Here is an 18,662-nt window from a genome sequence, read left to right as displayed (position 1 = left end):
ACACCGTGTCGGGGGGGGGGGGGGGGGGGGGGGGGGGGGGGGGGGGGGGGGGGGGGGGGGCGGGGCGGCGCGGGGGGGGGGGGGGGGGGGGGGCGGCGCGCGGGGGGGGGGGGGGGCGGCCCCCCGCCGCGGGGCGGCCGGCCGCCCGGGGGCGGGCGCCCGCCCGCCGGCGGCACCGCAGCTTGATCGGCCAGCCGGTCATAAAAGCCTTCAGTGAACGGACGAGACGCGTGGCTGACCAGACTTTGCCCACCAATGCGTGGCCGGCAAACGCCGCTCCATCCGATCTGATATCGCCGGGCCGCAAGCGGCTCGGCCGGGCGTTGATGGCTGCTGCGACGCTCGGCCTTCTGGCGGTGATCGCAGTTCAGATCCTGTACAAGACCGACGTCAATGCAGTCGGCTTCGAGACCTGGCGGCCGGTCGTTTATGCCTATGTGCTGTGGGGTACAGCACTCGGCATCGGCCAGGTGCTGACACGCGGCGAAGACGGCCAGCGCGCGCTGTTCCTGCTGCCGGCGCTGCTGTTCACCGTCGCCATGGTGATCTTCCCGACGCTGTTCGGCCTCTACATCGCGCTGACCGACTGGAACCTCAGTTCCTTCTCCGGCCGGAAGTTCAACGGGCTCGACAATTTCTGGCAGATGCTGGCCGACCCCTACTACCGCAACGCGCTGTTCAACATGGTGCTCTATGTGCTTGCGGTGCTGGTCGAATATGTCATCGCCTTCGGCCTTGCCTTGCTGCTCAACGCACAGATCAAGGCGCGCAAATTCTTCCGTGTCGTCTTCCTCATGCCGTTGATGCTGTCGCCGGTCGCGGTGTCGTGGATGATCGGCAAGTCGCTGATGGAATACCGGTTCGGGCCGGCCGCAACCCTGGCGCGCCAGCTCGGCTGGGAAAATCCCGCCTTCTTCTCAAACCCGATCACCGCCCGCATCTCGATCATGGTGCTCGATGCCTGGACGTTCATCCCGTTCATGATGATCATGCTGCTCGCCGGCCTTCAGGCGATGTCGCGCGAAGTTCTTGAGGCGGCCAGGGTAGACGGCGCCAATGCCTGGCAGACCTTCTGGCAGGTCACCTTCCCGCTGATGCTGCCGGTGTCGGTGACGGCGATCATCCTGCGCATCATCTTCAAATTGAAGCTTGCCGACATCATTATCACCGTCACCTCCGGCGGCCCGGGCGGCGCGACCGATTCCGTATCGAGCTTCATCTATCGCGAGTATCGCGACCGCTCGAATGTCGGCTACGGCACCATGCTGGCGATGGCCTACCTCATCATCATCATCGTATTCGTGACGTGGCTGTTGAAATTCGCCAACCGCTTCGTGCGCAACGTCAACTGATAGGGGCGGCGACATGAGCGTTCAGACCACCGAGTATGCCGCTTCCGAAATCCACTCGCCGGCGAGCTTTTTCGCCAACCGCGTCTTCATCTATGGCGCGCTGGCGTTCTGGGCCTTCATCTGCCTGTTCCCGATCTACTGGACGATAACCACCTCGTTCAAAACCGCGGTCGACGTCACCCAGGGCCATCTCATCCCGTTCGTCGACTTCTGGCCGGACTGGAAGGGCTGGCGCTCGCTCGGCCTGTCGCCGGACTCGATCTTCCGGACCTCGACGGTGCGCGACGAGTTCATCAAGCGCTTCATGAACTCGGTCATCACCTCGGTCGGCGCGTCGAGCCTCGCCATTGTCATCGGCAGTCTCGCCGCCTACGGCCTCACCCGCTACCGCTATCACTTCGCCTGGTTCAAGAATGAGGACATCTCCTTCTTTTTCCTGTCGCAGCTGATCCTGCCGCCGGTCGTGCTCGCCCTGCCCTTTCTCGTGCTGTACCGGGAAGTCGGCATGCTCGACACGCGCATCGGGCTGATCCTGCTCTACACGCTGATGGTGCTGCCGATCGTCATCTGGATCATGCGCGACCAGTTCAATTCGATCCCGGTCGAACTGGAGGAAGCAGCCCTCGTCGACGGCCTGTCGATCTGGGGCGCCTTCTTCCGCATTGTCATGCCGATCGCGCTGCCGGGCATGGTCGCCGCCTTCATCCTGGCGATGGTGCTGTGCTGGAACGAGTATTTCTTCGCCGCACTACTGACCTCGACCGACGCCAAGACCATTCCCGTCATGGTGGCGAGCCAGACCGGCTCGCAGGGCATCAACTGGTGGTCGATGGCCGCACTCGCCGCCGCCGCGATCACGCCGCTCGCCGTCATCGGCATCGCGCTGGAGCGCTATCTGATCATGGGCATGACCGCGGGCGCGGTGAAGTAAGCCCTCGCCACTCCTCCGACGTTGCAACTGTGGATAGCCTTCTGAACGCCGGCGGGACAGCGCCCCCCTCTGTCCTGCCGGACATCTCCCCCACACGGGGGGAGATCGGCCGTCACGCCGGTTTTCGCTAATCTCCAACGCCGCAGGAACGAGCGGGGCGCTGAAACAGCGAATCTCCCCCCAAGTGGGGGAGATGTCCGGCAGGACAGAGGGGGGCGCGAAGGATCGCTACGGCTTTCATTCTGCGCTTCTGCAACGCTCGAAAAGGCGCGTCCGTTAGCGCGCCAGTATCGCCCGCAGATGACCGAGGATCATGGCGACGCCCTTTTGCCCCAGTTCCGCCGAGGCGTCGGGAGCGGTCGCAGTGTACCATCCCGTATTGTCGGTAAAATGGCCGGCGTCCACCGCTTCCGGGCACAGCGCCAGCATCAGCGACGTTTCTCCGATGCCGGCATGGTCAAACGGATATTGGCCGTTCATTGCAGCCGGCATCAGCGGATGCACCTGTATCCAGTTGAAGAAATTGGCGCCCTCGGCGTGCTCGGCATAGTAGCCCGCCATCGCCTCGGAGCCCCACCAGCCCTCGCCGCGCTCCTTCTCCAGAAAACGGAAGATCGCCTGGCGGCCGGCGGTCTTGAAGGCGAGATCGGTCGGCATACCGGCGGCAAAATTCTCGGTCTGGTGGTGAATGATGGCGTGGATGTTGCGAAAACCGATGCGCAATAGGCTGTAGAACAGTTCCTCCGCGAACGGCGCCAGCGCCCTGCCGCCGACCTGAACCGAGCCATTGCCCTCCGGCGGCGCCACCGCGTAGCTCGCCGCGCCATAGTAGAAGGCTGGCAGGATGACGATGTCGGCTTCCTTTTCGAACAGCTCCAGCATCTTGACCGCCGCCAGCGTATCCATGCCGACGGCCATGTGCTCACCGTGGTATTCGAGCACGCCGAGCGGGAGCGCGACCGGCCAGTTCTCGGCGATCGCCTTGCGGATCTGGTGCGGCAGCATCAGCTCGTAGCGCATGACGCCTACTCCATGTTGGTGTGGCGGGCGGCGTCGATACGGCTTTCGCCGATCCGAGCCAGCACAGTGCCAAGCTCGTCGAGCGCAATTCTGAACAGATCTGTGCCGGCATTGGTCACGATGGTTCGACCAATTTCCCGGAACCCGAAACTTGCCTGAATGTTTGGGCCATTTTTTCCCCGAACAGCTTGTTTTTGCTCATGCTATCACCGTGAAAGTTCGTGTCCAACGGCTCGGAGTGCTTTTGCAGCGCCCCAGGCGTGATAGTGTCAGGCAGTTGCGTAGGTGAGGAAAAGGCAGGACATGAAGACACGGCATTTCGACCGCATCGGCAATGGCGGCATCAGTTTCACGGAACTCGGCTTCGGCACGGCGCCGCTCGGAAACCTTTATCGCGCCGTCTCCGACGAGGATGCCAACGCCACCCTGGAGACCGCCTGGCGAGTCGGCTGCCGCTACTACGACACCGCGCCGCTCTACGGGCTTGGCCTGTCGGAAACGCGGCTCAATCCGTTCCTGCGCTCGAAAAAGCGCGACGACTACGTGCTGTCGAGCAAGGTCGGCCGCATCATGCGCGCCTGCCCGCCGGACCAACGGACCGGCATCGGCAAGTTCTTCGACACGCCGTCGCGCCGCGAGGTCTACGACTACAGCTATGACGGCGTCATGCGCTCCTTCGAAGCCTCGCTCGAGCGCCTCGGCGTCGACCGCATCGACATTCTTTTCGTGCATGACGTCGACATCTTCACCCATGGCAGCAAGGAGGCCTCGGACCAACGCATCGAGGAGTTCATGCGCTCGGGCTATTACGGGCTGCTGGCCTTGCGTGATCAGGGTGTCATCAAGGCGTTCGGCGGCGGCATCAACGAATGGCAGGTTGCCCAGACACTTGCCGAGCGTGGCGACTTCGACCTTTTCCTGCTAGCCGGGCGCTATACGCTGCTGGAGCAGGAGGCGCTGCAGTACTTCCTGCCGCTATGCCAGAAGCGCGGCATAGGCATCGTTCTCGGCGGGCCGTATAATTCCGGCATCCTGGCAACCGGACCGAAGCCCGGCGCCCATTACAATTATTCCGAGGCGCCGCAGGACATCATCGACCGCGTCACGCGCATCGAGGCCGTCTGTAAACGCCATGGCGTGCGCCTGATCGAGGCGGCACTGCAATTTCCGCTGCTGCACCCTTCGGTCGTGTCGGTGATCCCCGGCGGACAGCGGCCGAGCGAGGTCGAAAGCAACCGGTCGCTGCTCGACGCGAAGCTGCCACCAGCACTCTGGGCCGATCTCAAGAAGGAAGAGCTGATGCGCGCCGATGCGCCAACTGCATAAAGCCGCCTGCTCCCATCGCCTCGACGATACCGGCCGAAAAAGGTAGGCCAAAAGAAAAGCCGGGCATGCCCGGCTTTTCTGATCTCTGAAAAGGGTACGAAGGCGCTTAGAGACTGTTTCGAAATTCGCTCTGGCGAGTCATATGGTGGTGGTTTCGAGAACCGGCGCGCAGCGGACATTTGGGTCCGTGAGCACCGGAAGCGCAGAAAACGCCATCAGATGGCCGCCAGAGTAGAGTTTCCAAACAGTCTCTTAGTTGACTGCGTCCTTGAGGCCCTTGCCGGCCGAAAACTTCGGCACGGTGCGCGCCGGAATCTGCACTTCCGCGCCGGTCTGAGGATTGCGGCCGGTCGAGGCAGCGCGTTTTGACACGGTGAAATTTCCGAAGCCGACAAGCCGGACATCGCCGCCCTTCTTCAGTTCGCCGGTGATGACGGAGAACACCGCATCAACCGCCGACTGCGCGTCACCCTTCGAAATACTCGCGGCATCGGCGACAGCGGACACCAGTTCGTTCTTGTTCATAAAAATTCCCTTCCATGAGAAACCGGAACGTAGACTCATCCGGCAGGAAACGGACTTTAGAAAGAAGCGCTTCCGCAACCAAGTCGAAAAGCGTCAAAAGAGTCGAAAAAACCGCGGAATTCCGGGGTTTTTCACATGAAAAAGCCGGGCGCTCGGCCCGGCTCTCTCTTGTGCATTGCAACTTTAGAAGGTGCTAATGAGCTAGCGACTTGCCGGCGTCGTCTCCGGCATCCACCGCAGCCGGCGCATTGACCGGTTCAACCCAATCGATCGGCTCCGGCATACGCACCAGCGCATGGCGCAAGACTTCACCGACCCGCCCGACCGGAACGATCTCCATACCGTTCTTCACGTTGTCCGGAATCTCCGCCAGATCCTTGGCATTGTCTTCCGGGATCAGCACCTTCTTGATGCCGCCGCGCAGCGCTGCAAGCAGCTTCTCCTTGAGCCCGCCGATCGGCAGCACCCTGCCGCGCAGCGTGATTTCGCCGGTCATCGCCACATCGGCCCTGACCGGGATGCCGGTCAGCACCGAGACGATCGCCGTCGCCATCGCCACACCCGCCGACGGCCCGTCCTTGGGCGTTGCGCCCTCGGGCACGTGGACGTGGATGTCGCGCTTGTCGAACAGCGGCGGCTCGACGCCGAAATCGATAGCCCGCGAGCGGACATAGGAGGCCGCCGCCGAGATCGATTCCTTCATCACATCGCGCAGATTGCCGGTCACCGTCATACGACCCTTACCGGGCATCATGACGCCTTCGATCGTCAGCAGCTCGCCGCCGACTTCCGTCCAGGCGAGCCCGGTGACCACGCCGACCTGATCGTCGGCCTCGACCTGACCGAAGCGGAAGCGCGGAACACCAAGGTAATCGGCGAGATTGTCCGCCGTGATGTCGACCGTCTTCTTCTTCGTCTTCAGGATCTCGGTCACCGCCTTGCGGCCGAGCTTCATCAGTTCGCGCTCCAGGCTCCTGACGCCCGCTTCACGGGTGTAGGTCTGGATGATGCCGCGGATCGCGTCCTCGCCGACGGAGAACTCCTTCGGCTGCAGCGCATGATCGCGGATCACCTTGGGCATCAGGTGGCGCTTGGCGATCTCGATCTTCTCGTCCTCGGTGTAGCCGGCGATACGGATGATCTCCATGCGGTCCATCAAGGGCGCAGGGATGTTCAGCGTGTTCGCCGTCGTCACGAACATCACGCTCGACAGGTCGTATTCGACCTCGAGGTAGTGGTCCATGAACGTCGAGTTCTGCTCGGGATCGAGCACCTCAAGCAAGGCCGACGACGGGTCGCCGCGGAAATCCTGGCCCATCTTGTCGATCTCGTCGAGCAGGAAGAGCGGGTTGGACTTCTTCGCCTTCTTCATCGACTGGATGACCTTTCCGGGCATCGAGCCGATATAGGTGCGCCGGTGACCGCGGATTTCAGCCTCGTCGCGCACGCCGCCCAGCGCCATGCGGATAAACTCGCGGCCGGTCGCCTTGGCGATCGACTTGCCGAGCGAGGTCTTGCCGACGCCGGGAGGTCCGACGAGGCACAGGATTGGCCCTTTCAGCTTCTTCTGGCGACTCTGCACGGCGAGATACTCGACGATGCGGTCCTTGACCTTGTCGAGGCCGAAATGGTCGGTGTCGAGCACGTTCTGCGCGAAGGCCAGATCCTGCTTGACCTTGGAGTTCCTGCCCCATGGTATCGACAGGATCCAGTCGAGATAATTGCGCACGACGGTCGATTCAGCCGACATCGGCGACATCGTCCGCAGCTTCTTCAGCTCGGCTTCCGCCTTTTCGCGGGCCTCCTTGGAGAGCTTGGTCTTCTTGATGCGCGCCTCGATCTCGGCGGCCTCGTCGCGGCCGTCCTCGCCCTCGCCGAGCTCCTTCTGGATCGCCTTCATCTGCTCGTTGAGGTAGTATTCGCGCTGCGTCTTCTCCATCTGGCGCTTGACGCGCGAGCGGATGCGCTTCTCAACCTGCAGGACGGAGATTTCGGCTTCCATGAAGCCCATCGCCTTTTCCAGCCGCTCCTTGACCGAAAGCGTGGCCAGCATCTCCTGCTTCTCGGGGATCTTGATGGCAAGATGCGAGGCAACCGTATCGGCGAGCTTGGAATAGTCGTCGATCTGGCTGGCGGCACCCACCACTTCGGGCGAGATCTTCTTGTTCAGCTTGACGTAGTTCTCGAAGTCGGTGACGACGGAACGGGCCAGCGCCTCGACCTCGACCTCTTCCTCATCCGGTTCGACCAGCGCCGCGGCGCGGGCCTCGTGGAAGTCGGGACGGTCGGTGAACGAAACGATTTTCGCGCGCGAGGCGCCTTCGACCAGCACCTTAACGGTGCCGTCCGGCAGCTTCAGCAATTGCAGCACATTAGCGAGCGTGCCGATGTCGAAGATCGCATCGGACTCGGGATCGTCATCGGCGGCATTCATCTGGGTCGCAAGCAGGATCTGCTTTTCCTGACCCATCACCTCCTCCAGCGCCTTGATCGACTTTTCACGCCCGACAAAGAGCGGAACGATCATGTGCGGGAACACCACGATGTCGCGCAGTGGGAGGACTGCGAAGACGCCGTCGCTGGGAGCCTTGGATATTTTGGCCATTGTCCAACCTTTCATGTCGCGACCGCCAATCGGCCAACCGCGAATCTCATATTAACGACCGAGGATCGTTCCGCCTACCACCGTTTGTGACGGGAGTTTTACAGCACAGAATTCGGCACCCCGGCCTTCCTCCGTTAGTTGGAGGCACGGGGGGCAAAGATCAAGGGTCAACACGAAACCGTTCATCCAATCTGTCACAATCCGTTCATCCAATCTGTCACAATCCGTTCATCATAGGTCGGCCCGTCCGCAAAACAAAACGGCGCCTCGCGGCGCCGTTTGAAGAATTTCCACTGCAGAGGCTCACGTCAGGCGCTGACGTTGCCCTTCTTTTCCTTCTGCTCGGAATAGATGTAGAGCGGTCTGGCGTTGCCGGACACCACCTCTTCCGAAATAACCACTTCGCGCACGCCTTCCAGCGCCGGCAGCTCGAACATCGTGTCGAGCAGGATCGCTTCCATGATCGAGCGCAGGCCGCGCGCGCCGGTCTTGCGCTCGATGGCGCGCTTGGCGATCGCCGACAGCGCATTCTCATGGAAGGTCAGGTCGACATTCTCCATCTCGAACAGCCGCTGATACTGCTTGACCAGCGCGTTCTTGGGCTCGGTCAGGATCTGGATCAGCGCCGGCTCGTCGAGGTCCTCCAGCGTCGCCAGGACCGGCAGACGGCCAACGAACTCGGGAATGAGGCCGAACTTCAACAGATCTTCGGGCTCGACCAGGCGGAAAACATCGCCGGTGCGGCGATCCTCGGGCGAAGCGACGGTGGCGCCGAAGCCGATCGAGGTCTTGCGACCGCGGTCCGAAATGATCTTGTCGAGGCCGGCGAAGGCGCCGCCGCAGATGAACAGTATGTTGGCGGTGTCGACCTGCAGGAATTCCTGCTGCGGATGCTTCCTGCCGCCCTGCGGCGGGACGGAGGCGACCGTGCCTTCCATGATCTTCAACAGCGCCTGCTGGACGCCTTCACCCGACACATCGCGGGTGATCGAAGGATTGTCCGACTTGCGCGAGATCTTGTCGATCTCATCGATGTAGACGATGCCGCGCTGGGCGCGCTCGACATTGTAGTCGGCCGACTGCAACAGTTTCAGGATGATGTTCTCGACATCCTCGCCGACATAGCCCGCCTCGGTCAGTGTCGTCGCATCGGCCATGGTGAACGGCACGTCGATGATGCGGGCCAGCGTCTGCGCAAGCAGCGTCTTGCCGCAACCGGTCGGGCCGATCAGCAAAATGTTGGACTTCGCCAGCTCGACGTCGTTGTTCTTGCCGGCATGCGCGAGGCGCTTGTAATGGTTGTGGACGGCCACCGACAGCACGCGCTTGGCGTAGGGCTGGCCGATGACGTAGTCGTCGAGAACCTTGAGGATCTCCTGCGGGGTCGGCACGCCCTCGCGTGACTTCACCATCGAGGTCTTGTTCTCCTCGCGGATAATGTCCATGCAGAGCTCGACGCATTCGTCGCAGATGAACACCGTCGGGCCGGCGATCAGCTTGCGGACTTCGTGCTGGCTTTTGCCGCAAAACGAGCAATAAAGCGTGTTCTTGGAATCACCGCCGTTGTTGCCGACCTTGCTCATTTTCATGTCCTTTCATAGCCGCCCGCCGATGGTCTGGTTGAAAGGGCGCATAACTCAATCTATCGCGGGAAATCGCCGCCGCCAGTATTCCGGCTCCCGCAACGCATTCCATACGAAACACATATCAGAAAACGTCGCAATGATTCGCACCAACCCCACACAAAGCTAAGCCGTCGAAAATCAACATAGGCTTAACGTAGGCAATTGCTCCCGTCGAGGGAACAGCCAATTGTGGCCGAAATGCCGCAAGCGGCATCAAAAGCGTGTTTTCCCACCATCCACTGCCACCAGGCTTATGCGGCGGCAACCTCAGCCGGCTCGCGCGACGAAATGACCTTGTCGATGAGGCCGAAATCCTTGGCCTCGTCGGCGGTCATGAAATGGTCGCGGTCGAGCGTCTTCTCGATCTCGTCGTAGCTCTTGCCGGTGTGCTTGACATAGACCTCGTTGAGACGGCGCTTCAGCTTGATGATGTCCTGGGCGTGGCGCTCGATGTCGGAAGCCTGGCCCTGGAAGCCACCGGAAGGCTGGTGGACCATGATGCGGGCATTCGGCGTGGCGAAGCGCATGCCCTTCTCGCCTGCGGTCAAGAGCAGCGAACCCATCGAGGCCGCCTGGCCGATGCACAGCGTCGCTACCGCCGGCTTGATGAACTGCATGGTGTCGTAGATCGCCATGCCGGACGTGACGACGCCGCCAGGCGAATTGATGTAGAGGTTGATTTCCTTCTTCGGATTCTCCGCCTCGAGAAACAGGAGCTGCGCGCAGACCAGCGTCGCCATGCCGTCCTCGACCGGGCCGGTGATGAAAATGATGCGCTCTTTCAGGAGCCGCGAGAAAATGTCGTAGGCCCGCTCGCCGCGATTGGTCTGTTCGACCACCATCGGAACGAGGTTCATGTAGGTTTCGATGGGGTTTTTCATGGACTATCCCTTTTCAAAGGTGGGATTCCGGCGCCGGGAAATTAGCAAGTCGGGCAGAATCGGTTCTGGATCGTTGTCCTGTAAATAGGATGTCGGCTCACCCTAGCGCAAGGCCGCCCCTCCTAGCCATCCGGTTAAGTCGAATCAAGCTTTCTGCACAGAATTCGCCCGAGGCTATTTCGGCAGCCATCTGCTGCTGTTGAAGCAGCACGGCTGCGTAGCACTTTCTTAACCGCGTCGCTTAACGAAATATCTCGAAACTGCTTTCCCGCGATGCGGCTTCCCCTACAATTCAACGTTGAACTTGCGCTGAAGGCTCAAACAGGGGAAGTGCCGTGATCAGGGAAACTGACTTCCTCGACCACGTGGCCGAGACCGTGGTGCTGCAGCCGGAGCGCAGGCGCCGCGTCGTTGGTGCCGCCGAGCATGAGAGCATCGCCGAAGAGGTTCTGGTGCAGCCTGAACAGCGACGCATCATCGAGGTTCCCGCCTCCTACCAGACAGTGGTGCGCCGCGTGATGGTCAGGGACGGTTCGTCCAGCTGGCGGCGCGTGTATACGCTAAGGCACTGCAGGGGGTAACGGCAAAACATGCTGGTGTCGGTTGTGATTGTATTTGGAATAGCCGCCGCGTTTGTTTTTACGCGATATGATTTGTACGATGCTTCATCGCTGAAATGGAAAAGCGCATCCGAACCGACGACAGCCTACGCATATGCCGTCTTTTTCGTTTTGCTTACGATCGCAGCCATAGCGCTTTTCTTCTACCCTCTAGGCGGCTAGCAGCCATTGCAGATTTTAGCCTGTTTGGCGTTGGCGATTGGAAACTATTCCGCCCGCAGCCATTTCTTCAGCCCGCCGAAATCGCCGTCGTCGACGCAAGCCGCGACACGCCGACCGACCGCTGCGCCGAATTTGTAGCCGTGGCCGGAGCAGGCCGAGACAACAAGGCACTTGCCCTTCTCATGCGCCAGGAATTTTTCGTCGGCGGTGAAGGTGTAGGCGCAGGTGGCGACCTCGGTGACCTTGTATTCCTCGACACGGGCGATCGGCGGCGAAAACAGGTCGCGGATCGCCTCGCCCTCGCCCGCCACCGGCTGGCGGTTCCAGTCGGCGTCGCTGGTCGGCACTTTGTGCAGCCCTGAGCCGAATTTCATGCCGGCGCCGCCGGACGGCGGGATCACGTAGCCGTCGACGGCGCCGCCGACATTGAGGATGACCGGGGCCGAACGCCATGCCGCTTTCAGATCCGCCGGCGGTTCGACATAGGCGAGCGCGGTGCGCCAGGTCTTCAGGTCGCCGCCCAGTTCCGGAAACAGTTTCAGCACCCAGGCGCCGGCGGCGACCACGATGCGGTCGGCCTGCATCGTCTCGCCGCTTTCAAGCACGAGGCGGCCAGCCTCGGCGTCGACCTCCGTCACCTTGCTGTTCTCGTAGACGTTGGCGCCGTTGGCCCGCAGCCATATGGCCAGACCGGCGGCGATCCTGCGGCAATGCAGCGCTCCGCCGTCCGGCGAAAAATACGCGTAGCGGAACGAGCCGGGCTCCAGGAACCGCCAGCGTCTAACCGCGGCGTCCGGCTCGAACAGTTCGAATGGGTAGTTCCCGGCTTCCATGCCTTCGCGGTATTCCTCGGCTTCGTCTCCCGGCTCCCGCGAAATGCAGATGAAGCCGCGCCGGTCGAGATGGTTTTCGCCGAGATTGGCCCACATCTCGTCCCAGGCCTCATAGGCCTCGGTGATCAGCCGGCCATAGCCCGCCGCTGCACCATAGGCGCGGCGGATGATGCGGTGATGGTCGCCTGAGGCGGCAAGCGGATTGGGAATCGACCCCTGCTCGACGATCGTGACCCGGTGCCCGGCCTTAGCCAGCGACCAGGCCGTCGAAAGCCCTGCAATGCCTGCGCCAACCACGATCACATTCATCAAGTCAGTCTTTCCGCAGCCGCGCCGGCCGGCTCAACGCTTTTTTGTGCATGTCGTTGTCCCAAAACCGCTTCACACTTTTGGGCGACACGCATCAGATTGCCGGGCGCCAAGATACGGTCTGGCATCAAGCTGGCAAGCCGCGTTAATTGTCTGGCATGACCAAATTGATGCTGACCTATCTTGCCTTCGATCCAGGCACCCGCCATGTGCGACTGGACCCGCACGAGCCTGCTTTCTTCCAGAACCCCTATGAGGCCTATGCCTTCATGCATGGCGCATCGAACGCCTTCTTCTGGGAAGAGTTCGGCTTCTGGTGCTTTGGCGGCTTCGACGACGTCAGCCGGCTGCTGCGCGACCGCCGCTTCGGCCGCCAGAACCCGGCCGGCATCCCGGACAGAAGCGGCATCGGCCGGGATCGCACGCATCTCAACGCCTTCGACGGTATCGAGGCCAATTCGATGCTGGAGCTGGAACCGCCCGTTCACACCAGGCTCAGAACGCTGGTCAACCGCGCCTTCGTCTCGCGTCAGGTCGAGCGCCTCAGGCCGCGCGTCGAGGCGCTGGCCAACGAGCTGATCGACCGTTTCGAACCGGACCAGGTCGACCTGCTGCCGGCTTTCGCATCGCCTTTGCCGATCACCATCATTGCCGAAATGCTCGGCGTGCCGGTCGAGATGGGGCCGCAACTGCTCGGCTGGTCGCATCAGATGGTCGCCATGTACATGCACGGCCGCACGCGCGAAACGGAAGAGACGGCCAATCGCGCCGCGCGCGACTTTTCGGGGTTCCTGCGCGGCTATGTTGCCGAGCGGCGCAAAAACCCCGGCGACGATCTATTGTCGCTGCTGATCTCGGCGCAGGAGGACAACCAAAAACTCTCGGAGGATGAACTGGTGTCCTCGGCTATCCTGCTGCTCAATGCCGGCCACGAGGCAACCGTCCATCAGACCGGCAATGCGGTGCGCTCGATCCTTGCGCAAGGCGGCGACCCGCGCCGCTTCTTCATGTCCGCGGAAACGACCGCAGCGACCGTCGAGGAATGCCTGCGCTTCGACGCGCCGCTGCACATGTTCACGCGTTATGCCTATGAAGAGATCGAGGCCGGGCCAGGCGTGATCGTGCGGCCGGGCGAGACGATCGGCCTGCTGCTCGGCATGGCCAACCACGACCCGGCTGCGTTTGCCGAGCCCCTCGCCTTTCGGCCGGATCGTGCGGACCAGAAGAACGTCTCGTTCGGCGCCGGCATTCATTTCTGCATCGGCGCGCCGCTCGCCCGGCTCGAATTGCAGGTATCGCTGAAAACCTTGTTCGAGCGCCTACCCCAGCTCCATCTTGCCGAACAGCCGCGCTTCCGCGATACCTATCATTTCCACGGGCTGGAAACGCTCGTCGTGCACACCGGACGGTGATCAAAGCTTGATCACATACTCCTTGCGAGTCGTTTCAAGCACTTCCCAGCTTCCCTTAAACCCCGGCCTAAGTACGAAACTGTCGCCGGCCCTGACGGTGCGCGCCTCGCCGCCGTCCTCTGATATCACCGAGACGCCCGACAGGATGTGGCAGAACTCCCACTCGTCATACTCGATGCGCCATTTGCCCGGCGTCGCCTCCCAGATGCCGGCATAGAGCCCGCCGTCCTGCTCCTCGACATTCCAGGTGCGGAATTTTGGATCGCCTGAAATCAGGCGATCCGGCGCCGGCGCACCAAGTTCCGGTTCGACGCTTTCAATATCGACCGAGAGAAATTTCGGCGCAGTCATGGAAACTCCTTCCAGCGGGGATCAAACCTTGGCGAGGGCCTGTTCCAGATCGGCGACAATGTCGTTGACATCCTCGATGCCGACCGAGAGCCTGACCGTATCCGGCCCAGCGCCGGCGGCGACCTTCTGCTCGTCCGACAGTTGCCGATGCGTGGTCGATGCCGGGTGGATGACCAGCGACTTGGTGTCGCCGACATTGGCGAGGTGCGAGAACAGTTCGAGCGCCTCGACGAATTTGATGCCCGCCGCATAGCCGCCCTTCAGGCCGAAGGTGAACACCGCACCGGCGCCAAGCGGCGAGTACTTCTTCTGCAGCGCATTGTTGCTGTCGCTGGGCAGGCCGGGATAGGACACCCAGGCGATCTTCGGGTGGTTGGACAGCCAGCCGGCGACAGTGACCGCATTGTCGCAATGGCGCTGCATCCTGAGCGGCAGGGTTTCCAGCCCGGTCAGGATCAGGAATGCGTTGAAGGGCGAGATCGCCGGGCCCATGTCGCGCAGGCCGAGCACGCGCGCGGCAATGGCGAAAGCGAAATTGCCGAAGGTCTCGTGCAGGACGAGGCCGCCATATTCGGGGCGCGGCTCCGACAGCATCGGATATCTGCCGGATTTCGACCAGTCGAAGGTGCCGCCGTCGACAACGGCGCCGCCGATCGAATTGCCGTGGCCGCCGATGAACTTGGTCAGCGAATGCACAACAATGTCGGCGCCATGCTCGATCGGCCGCACCAGATAGGGCGAGGCCAACGTGTTGTCGACGATCAGTGGCAGGCCGTGCTTGCGGGCGATATCGCCGATCTTCTCGATGTCGACGAAGACACCGCCCGGATTGGCCAGGCTCTCGATGAAGATTGCCTTGGTCTTTTCGTCGATCTGGCTTTCGAAGGTCGAGACGTCGTTGGTGTCGGCCCAGCGCACCTGCCAGCCGAAATTCTTGAAGGCGTGGCCGAACTGGTTGATCGAGCCGCCGTAAAGCCTTGTCGCGGCGACGAAATTGTCGCCGGGCTGCATCAGATTATGGAAGACGAGCACCTGCGCGGCATGGCCCGACGCCACCGCCAGCCCCGCCGTGCCGCCTTCGAGCGCCGCGATACGCTCTTCCAGCACCGCCTGCGTCGGGTTCATGATCCGGGTATAGATGTTGCCGAAGGCCTTTAGCCCGAACAGCGAGGCGGCATGGTCGGCATCATCGAAGACAAAGGAGGTCGTCTGGTAGATCGGCGTGGCACGCGCGCCGGTCGCCGGATCGGGCTTGGCACCCGCATGGACGGCGAGCGTGTTGAAACCGGGCGTGCGGGTCATCGAAGATCTCCCCTGAGTGGTAGTGGTGAATGGTGAATGGTGATGGCAAAGTCGGCCAGCCCCATCCTGATTGCAAGCGGCTCATATGCCGCTTTGCCCGCCTTCCCGAAAAATCCTTCTATTCACTATTCACTATTCACTACCTACTTCTGGCGGACGCCAAAACTCTGGAATCCCGGCCGCATCAGCGGCTTCTTCGACGACAACACGCCTGAGTTGACGCCGGTCCAGCCGATTTCGCCCGACAGCTTGCCATATTCGATCTTGGGGCAGCGGTTCATCACCACCTTGATGCCGGCGGCCTCGGCGCGCGCGGCCGCCTCGTCGTGGCGCACGCCAAGCTGCATCCAGATGACTTTCGGCAACGGGTCGAGCCGCAAGATCTCGTCGACGACGCCCGGCACTGCCGCCGAGCCGCGAAACACGTCGACCATGTCGATCGGCTCGGGAACATCGGCGAGCCTGGCATAGGTCATCCGGCCAAGGATTTCCTTGCCGGCCTGGCCGGGGTTGATCGGGAACACCGAAAACCCCTTGCCCAGCAGGTATTTCAGCACGAAGTAGCTCGGCCGCACATCGTTGGCGGACGCGCCGACCATGGCGATGGTTTTCACCGAATTGAGGATGCCGGCGATATAGGCATTGTCGTAGGCGTCATGGTTCATGCCTCGTCCTCATACAGAGCTTCGGCGAGAAAACCATCCGGGTCGTTGCAGAAACTGCGCATCATGCGAAAATGATCGGTATCGTGGAAATCGGTCGGGTCGAGCCCGAACCGGGTGATGCGGAACAGCCGCGCGCCGGGACAAGCCATCAGCAGCGGCGAATGCGTCGCCATGATCACTTGCGCCGTGCCTGATAGATCCATCCGCCGCAGCATCTTGAGAAGCTCGATCTGGCGCGTCGGCGACAAGGCGCTTTCCGGCTCGTCGAGGATGTAGATACCTTGCCGGCGGCAGCGCTCCTCGAAGAACCGGATGAAACCCTCGCCATGCGACCAGGACAGGAAATCGGGCGGCGCCGCATGGGCGTCGACGGCGGCCTGATCGAGATAGCGGGCGACGGCGTAAAAAGATTCGGCGCGAAAGAACCAGCCGGCGGTGACCTTCGGCAGCCAGTGGCCGCGCAGCGTTTCCGCCAGTGCCGCGCCGCTCTTGTCGATGGCGCGGGAGTGGTCGATGGGCATGTAGCCCTTGCCGCCGCCGGCCTCATCGTATCCGGCCAGCGCGCCGATCGCCTCGAGCAATGTCGATTTGCCGGTGCCGTTCTCACCGACGATGATGGTGATCGGCGTGGTGAATTCGAGTTCGAAATCGTGGCCGCGGAAGATCGGCAGGTTCCACGGATATTTTTCCCAATCTTCGACCCGCGCCGGCTCGATCAGGATGCGCTTGAGATAGGGAGCCTTCAGTCGCGTCAGTTGCTTGCGATATGCCATCTGGCAGTGGGATCAGCCCGGCAGCGAGATGCTGCCGTCTTCCGCGATCGGAAAAGCCGGATTGTGCGCCACCTCCCAGACATGCCCCTCCGTGTCGGCGAAATAACCATACCAGCCGCCCCAGAACGCGCGGCCGGCCGGCTTGACGATGCGGCCCCCGGCCTTCTCGGCCATCGCAAGCACGTGATCGACTTCAGTGTCCGAGCGGGTGTTGTAGGCGAGGTAGATCGCCGACGGCGCCGGGCCGAAGGTGATGCCTGAATCCGCTTCGGCGCTTTCGCGCGGGAACAGGCCGAGAATGACGCCGCCCATCTGAAAGAAGGCGACGCCGTCGGTGATGTCGGCATGGCGGGTCAGGCCCATCGCCTCGTAGAAGCGTGTGGCGCGCTCGAGATCGTCGACGGCGATGGTAATGATGGAGATGCGGGGTTCCATGTCTAGTCGTCCGTCCATTCCGGCTTGCGCTTGCCGATGAAGGCGCCAATGCCCTCTTCCGCGTCGCGCGCCAGCATGTTGTCGACCATGACGCGGCCAGTGTAGGCATAGGCCTCGGCCAGCCCCATCTCGGCCTGCGCGTAGAAGGCCTCCTTGCCGGTCTTCACGACCAAGGCCGATTTTGCAGCAATGGTTTGCGCGTATTTGGTGACAATCTGATTCAGATATTCGCGCGGCACGACGCGATTGACTAGGCCGAATTCCTTGGCCGTCGCCGCATCGATCGTCTCGCCGGTCAAAAGCATCTCCATCGCCTGCTTGCGTGAGACGTTGCGCGACAGCGCCACCATCGGCGTCGAGCAGAACAGCCCGATATTGACGCCGGGCGTGCAGAAGGTCGCCTCATGCGAGGTGATCGCCAGATCGCAGCTCGCGACCAGTTGCGCCCCGGCCGCCGTCGCCAGACCATCGACCTCGGCGATCACCGGCCTGGGATGGCGCACGATCGCCTGCATCAGTGCCGCGCAAGCGGAAAACGTCTCCTCGAAGAATGCCTTGCCGCGATCGGCGTCGGCGCGGTGCGCCGTCATTTCCTTGAGGTCGTGTCCGGCGCAGAACACCTTTCCGGCCGCCGCCAGGATGATGACGCGGACGGATCTGTCTGATTTGGCGCGGTCGAGTTCAGCCGTCAGCGCCGCCATCACCGCCAGCGACAGGGCATTGGCCGGCGGATTGGTGAGCGTGAGGCGGAGCACGCCCTTGTCCAGCCTCGCGACAACAGGACCTTCGGCAACAGCCGGGTTGATGGCGACGATTTCAGCCATGTCTCCAACCTCTTTATCGGCCAGCGGGCGTCGGATTCGCGGGCCATGGAACAAAAGAACTAGCACGCTGCCGATTGAAGAACAGCCTTGAGACGTGTTTTCTCGGCTGCGCGGCCTCAGCCAAGCGCCCTCGCCTTGAGACCGCCGGCCCTACGGCGCCGTATATAGGAAACCGCCTATGCCCGCCCAAGACAATCTCAAGCCGGTGCTGACTGCCGCGCAAGTCAATGCGCTGATGGAGACCGTCTATCCGCAGCTCAACGACCGGTTCACCTTCTACGAGGCGATCGACGTGTTTCCGGGCGGCTGCACGGTGCGCCTGAATGCCGACGAGCGGCATTTGCGCCCCGGCGGAACCGTGTCGGGCCCGTCGCTGTTCACGCTGGCCGACATTGGCGGCTATGTCTGCGTGCTTTCGCATGCCGGGCCGGATGCGCTTTCGGTGACCACCAATCTCAACATCAATTTTGTCCGCAAAGCCGAGGCCGGACCGATCGACGGCCATTGCCGGATCCTGAAGCTGGGCAAGAGCCTGATGGTGTTCGAAATCGACATCGTCGCCGGACCGGACGGACATACGGTAGCGCACGCGACGGGAACCTATTCGATCCCGCCGAAGCGGTTTGACGACGTGGTAAAATAATACCTTTCGCTCAAACCTTTGTTTTTACTATGTTTTGCCTGCCATATTGGTTTTCACCAGCCTTGACG

At 62.1% G+C, this 18,662-nt stretch carries 19 protein-coding genes; 6 read left to right on the top strand and 13 right to left on the bottom strand.

What is annotated here, in order from left to right:
* A partial coding sequence (locus tag AC0L14_RS25230) for a hypothetical protein (RefSeq protein ID WP_473751086.1) occupies positions 1–202 on the bottom strand: 202 nt, incomplete at its 3' end.
* 28 nt (positions 203–230) lie between these two features.
* Between AC0L14_RS25230 and AC0L14_RS25225 the strand changes: the two genes are divergently transcribed.
* Positions 231–1,352, top strand: a complete 1,122-nt coding sequence (locus AC0L14_RS25225; protein ID WP_473751085.1) for a carbohydrate ABC transporter permease — start codon at positions 231–233, stop codon at positions 1,350–1,352.
* Positions 1,353–1,365: 13 nt separating this feature from the next.
* Positions 1,366–2,283 carry a carbohydrate ABC transporter permease gene (locus AC0L14_RS25220; RefSeq protein WP_473751084.1) on the top strand — a complete coding sequence of 306 codons (918 nt, stop codon included), beginning with the start codon at positions 1,366–1,368 and terminating at the stop codon, positions 2,281–2,283.
* A gap of 276 nt (positions 2,284–2,559) precedes the next feature.
* Here the strand turns inward: AC0L14_RS25220 and AC0L14_RS25215 are convergent, their stop codons facing one another.
* Positions 2,560–3,303, bottom strand: a complete 744-nt coding sequence (locus AC0L14_RS25215) for a creatininase family protein (RefSeq protein ID WP_473751083.1) — start codon at positions 3,301–3,303, stop codon at positions 2,560–2,562.
* 303 nt (positions 3,304–3,606) lie between these two features.
* On the opposite strand from AC0L14_RS25215, the gene AC0L14_RS25210 reads away from it, so the two are divergent.
* Complete coding sequence (locus AC0L14_RS25210) at positions 3,607–4,629, top strand: aldo/keto reductase (protein WP_473751082.1); 1,023 nt, start codon at positions 3,607–3,609, stop codon at positions 4,627–4,629.
* Between the two features lie 252 nt (positions 4,630–4,881).
* Here AC0L14_RS25210 and AC0L14_RS25205 read toward each other — a convergent pair whose 3' ends face one another.
* The 4 genes from AC0L14_RS25205 to clpP all read right to left on the bottom strand — a co-directional run bounded on the left by AC0L14_RS25205 (position 4,882) and on the right by clpP (position 10,265).
* Entirely contained in the window at positions 4,882–5,154 is a 273-nt protein-coding gene (locus AC0L14_RS25205; RefSeq protein WP_023798342.1) for an HU family DNA-binding protein, read from the bottom strand.
* Positions 5,155–5,347: 193 nt separating this feature from the next.
* The gene (lon, locus tag AC0L14_RS25200) at positions 5,348–7,759 is read right to left on the bottom strand and encodes an endopeptidase La (protein ID WP_292186529.1); all 2,412 of its coding nucleotides are present in this window, start codon (positions 7,757–7,759) and stop codon (positions 5,348–5,350) included.
* A gap of 308 nt (positions 7,760–8,067) precedes the next feature.
* Entirely contained in the window at positions 8,068–9,342 is a 1,275-nt protein-coding gene (gene clpX / locus AC0L14_RS25195; RefSeq protein WP_029353486.1) for an ATP-dependent Clp protease ATP-binding subunit ClpX, read from the bottom strand.
* Between the two features lie 293 nt (positions 9,343–9,635).
* Entirely contained in the window at positions 9,636–10,265 is a 630-nt protein-coding gene (clpP, locus tag AC0L14_RS25190) for an ATP-dependent Clp endopeptidase proteolytic subunit ClpP (RefSeq protein WP_292393103.1), read from the bottom strand.
* A 335-nt stretch (positions 10,266–10,600) separates the two neighbouring features.
* Between clpP and AC0L14_RS25185 the strand changes: the two genes are divergently transcribed.
* Entirely contained in the window at positions 10,601–10,846 is a 246-nt protein-coding gene (locus tag AC0L14_RS25185; RefSeq protein ID WP_473488883.1) for a hypothetical protein, read from the top strand.
* A gap of 245 nt (positions 10,847–11,091) precedes the next feature.
* Here AC0L14_RS25185 and AC0L14_RS25180 read toward each other — a convergent pair whose 3' ends face one another.
* A complete protein-coding gene (locus tag AC0L14_RS25180; protein ID WP_473751116.1) occupies positions 11,092–12,189 on the bottom strand; it encodes an NAD(P)/FAD-dependent oxidoreductase in 1,098 nt (365 codons plus the stop codon).
* A gap of 158 nt (positions 12,190–12,347) precedes the next feature.
* Between AC0L14_RS25180 and AC0L14_RS25175 the strand changes: the two genes are divergently transcribed.
* Positions 12,348–13,601, top strand: coding sequence for a cytochrome P450 (locus tag AC0L14_RS25175; protein WP_473637677.1), 1,254 nt, complete (start codon positions 12,348–12,350; stop codon positions 13,599–13,601).
* On the opposite strand, the gene AC0L14_RS25170 is transcribed toward AC0L14_RS25175, so the two are convergent.
* The 6 genes from AC0L14_RS25170 to AC0L14_RS25145 all read right to left on the bottom strand — a co-directional run bounded on the left by AC0L14_RS25170 (position 13,602) and on the right by AC0L14_RS25145 (position 17,951).
* Positions 13,602–13,952 carry a cupin domain-containing protein gene (locus AC0L14_RS25170; protein WP_473637676.1) on the bottom strand — a complete coding sequence of 117 codons (351 nt, stop codon included), beginning with the start codon at positions 13,950–13,952 and terminating at the stop codon, positions 13,602–13,604.
* A gap of 21 nt (positions 13,953–13,973) precedes the next feature.
* Positions 13,974–15,254, bottom strand: a complete 1,281-nt coding sequence (locus tag AC0L14_RS25165; protein WP_473751081.1) for an O-acetylhomoserine aminocarboxypropyltransferase — start codon at positions 15,252–15,254, stop codon at positions 13,974–13,976.
* Between the two features lie 143 nt (positions 15,255–15,397).
* A complete protein-coding gene (locus AC0L14_RS25160) occupies positions 15,398–15,919 on the bottom strand; it encodes a CoA-binding protein (RefSeq protein ID WP_473751080.1) in 522 nt (173 codons plus the stop codon).
* On the bottom strand, positions 15,916–16,692 hold the full coding sequence (locus AC0L14_RS25155; RefSeq protein ID WP_473528362.1) for an AAA family ATPase: 777 nt from the start codon (positions 16,690–16,692) through the stop codon (positions 15,916–15,918). Before AC0L14_RS25155 ends, AC0L14_RS25160 begins: the two co-directional genes overlap by 4 nt.
* Positions 16,693–16,704: 12 nt before the next feature.
* Positions 16,705–17,127 (bottom strand): VOC family protein, encoded by a 423-nt coding sequence (locus AC0L14_RS25150; protein ID WP_473751079.1) that lies wholly within the window; start codon positions 17,125–17,127, stop codon positions 16,705–16,707.
* A gap of 2 nt (positions 17,128–17,129) precedes the next feature.
* Entirely contained in the window at positions 17,130–17,951 is an 822-nt protein-coding gene (locus AC0L14_RS25145) for an enoyl-CoA hydratase (RefSeq protein ID WP_473751078.1), read from the bottom strand.
* A gap of 178 nt (positions 17,952–18,129) precedes the next feature.
* Between AC0L14_RS25145 and AC0L14_RS25140 the strand changes: the two genes are divergently transcribed.
* Positions 18,130–18,594, top strand: coding sequence for a PaaI family thioesterase (locus tag AC0L14_RS25140; protein WP_473751077.1), 465 nt, complete (start codon positions 18,130–18,132; stop codon positions 18,592–18,594).
* Positions 18,595–18,662 lie beyond the last annotated feature (68 nt).

The sequence above is a fragment of the Mesorhizobium sp. WSM4841 genome (assembly GCF_055811515.1).
The sequence above is the reverse complement of the archived record's forward strand: the minus strand, read 5'-3'. Positions and strand labels throughout refer to the sequence as shown.

Coding starts and splice junctions, on each gene's coding strand:
- AC0L14_RS25180 (WP_473751116.1), bottom strand. CDS start 12,189: ATGAATGTGATCGTGGTTGGCGCAGGCATTGCAGGGCTTTCGACGGCC.
- AC0L14_RS25170 (WP_473637676.1), bottom strand. CDS start 13,952: ATGACTGCGCCGAAATTTCTCTCGGTCGATATTGAAAGCGTCGAACCG.
- AC0L14_RS25210 (WP_473751082.1), top strand. CDS start 3,607: ATGAAGACACGGCATTTCGACCGCATCGGCAATGGCGGCATCAGTTTC.
- AC0L14_RS25155 (WP_473528362.1), bottom strand. CDS start 16,692: ATGGCATATCGCAAGCAACTGACGCGACTGAAGGCTCCCTATCTCAAG.
- lon (WP_292186529.1), bottom strand. CDS start 7,759: ATGGCCAAAATATCCAAGGCTCCCAGCGACGGCGTCTTCGCAGTCCTC.
- AC0L14_RS25160 (WP_473751080.1), bottom strand. CDS start 15,919: ATGAACCATGACGCCTACGACAATGCCTATATCGCCGGCATCCTCAAT.
- AC0L14_RS25175 (WP_473637677.1), top strand. CDS start 12,348: ATGACCAAATTGATGCTGACCTATCTTGCCTTCGATCCAGGCACCCGC.
- AC0L14_RS25205 (WP_023798342.1), bottom strand. CDS start 5,154: ATGAACAAGAACGAACTGGTGTCCGCTGTCGCCGATGCCGCGAGTATT.
- clpX (WP_029353486.1), bottom strand. CDS start 9,342: ATGAGCAAGGTCGGCAACAACGGCGGTGATTCCAAGAACACGCTTTAT.
- AC0L14_RS25150 (WP_473751079.1), bottom strand. CDS start 17,127: ATGGAACCCCGCATCTCCATCATTACCATCGCCGTCGACGATCTCGAG.
- AC0L14_RS25165 (WP_473751081.1), bottom strand. CDS start 15,254: ATGACCCGCACGCCCGGTTTCAACACGCTCGCCGTCCATGCGGGTGCC.
- clpP (WP_292393103.1), bottom strand. CDS start 10,265: ATGAAAAACCCCATCGAAACCTACATGAACCTCGTTCCGATGGTGGTC.
- AC0L14_RS25220 (WP_473751084.1), top strand. CDS start 1,366: ATGAGCGTTCAGACCACCGAGTATGCCGCTTCCGAAATCCACTCGCCG.
- AC0L14_RS25140 (WP_473751077.1), top strand. CDS start 18,130: ATGCCCGCCCAAGACAATCTCAAGCCGGTGCTGACTGCCGCGCAAGTC.
- AC0L14_RS25215 (WP_473751083.1), bottom strand. CDS start 3,303: ATGCGCTACGAGCTGATGCTGCCGCACCAGATCCGCAAGGCGATCGCC.
- AC0L14_RS25145 (WP_473751078.1), bottom strand. CDS start 17,951: ATGGCTGAAATCGTCGCCATCAACCCGGCTGTTGCCGAAGGTCCTGTT.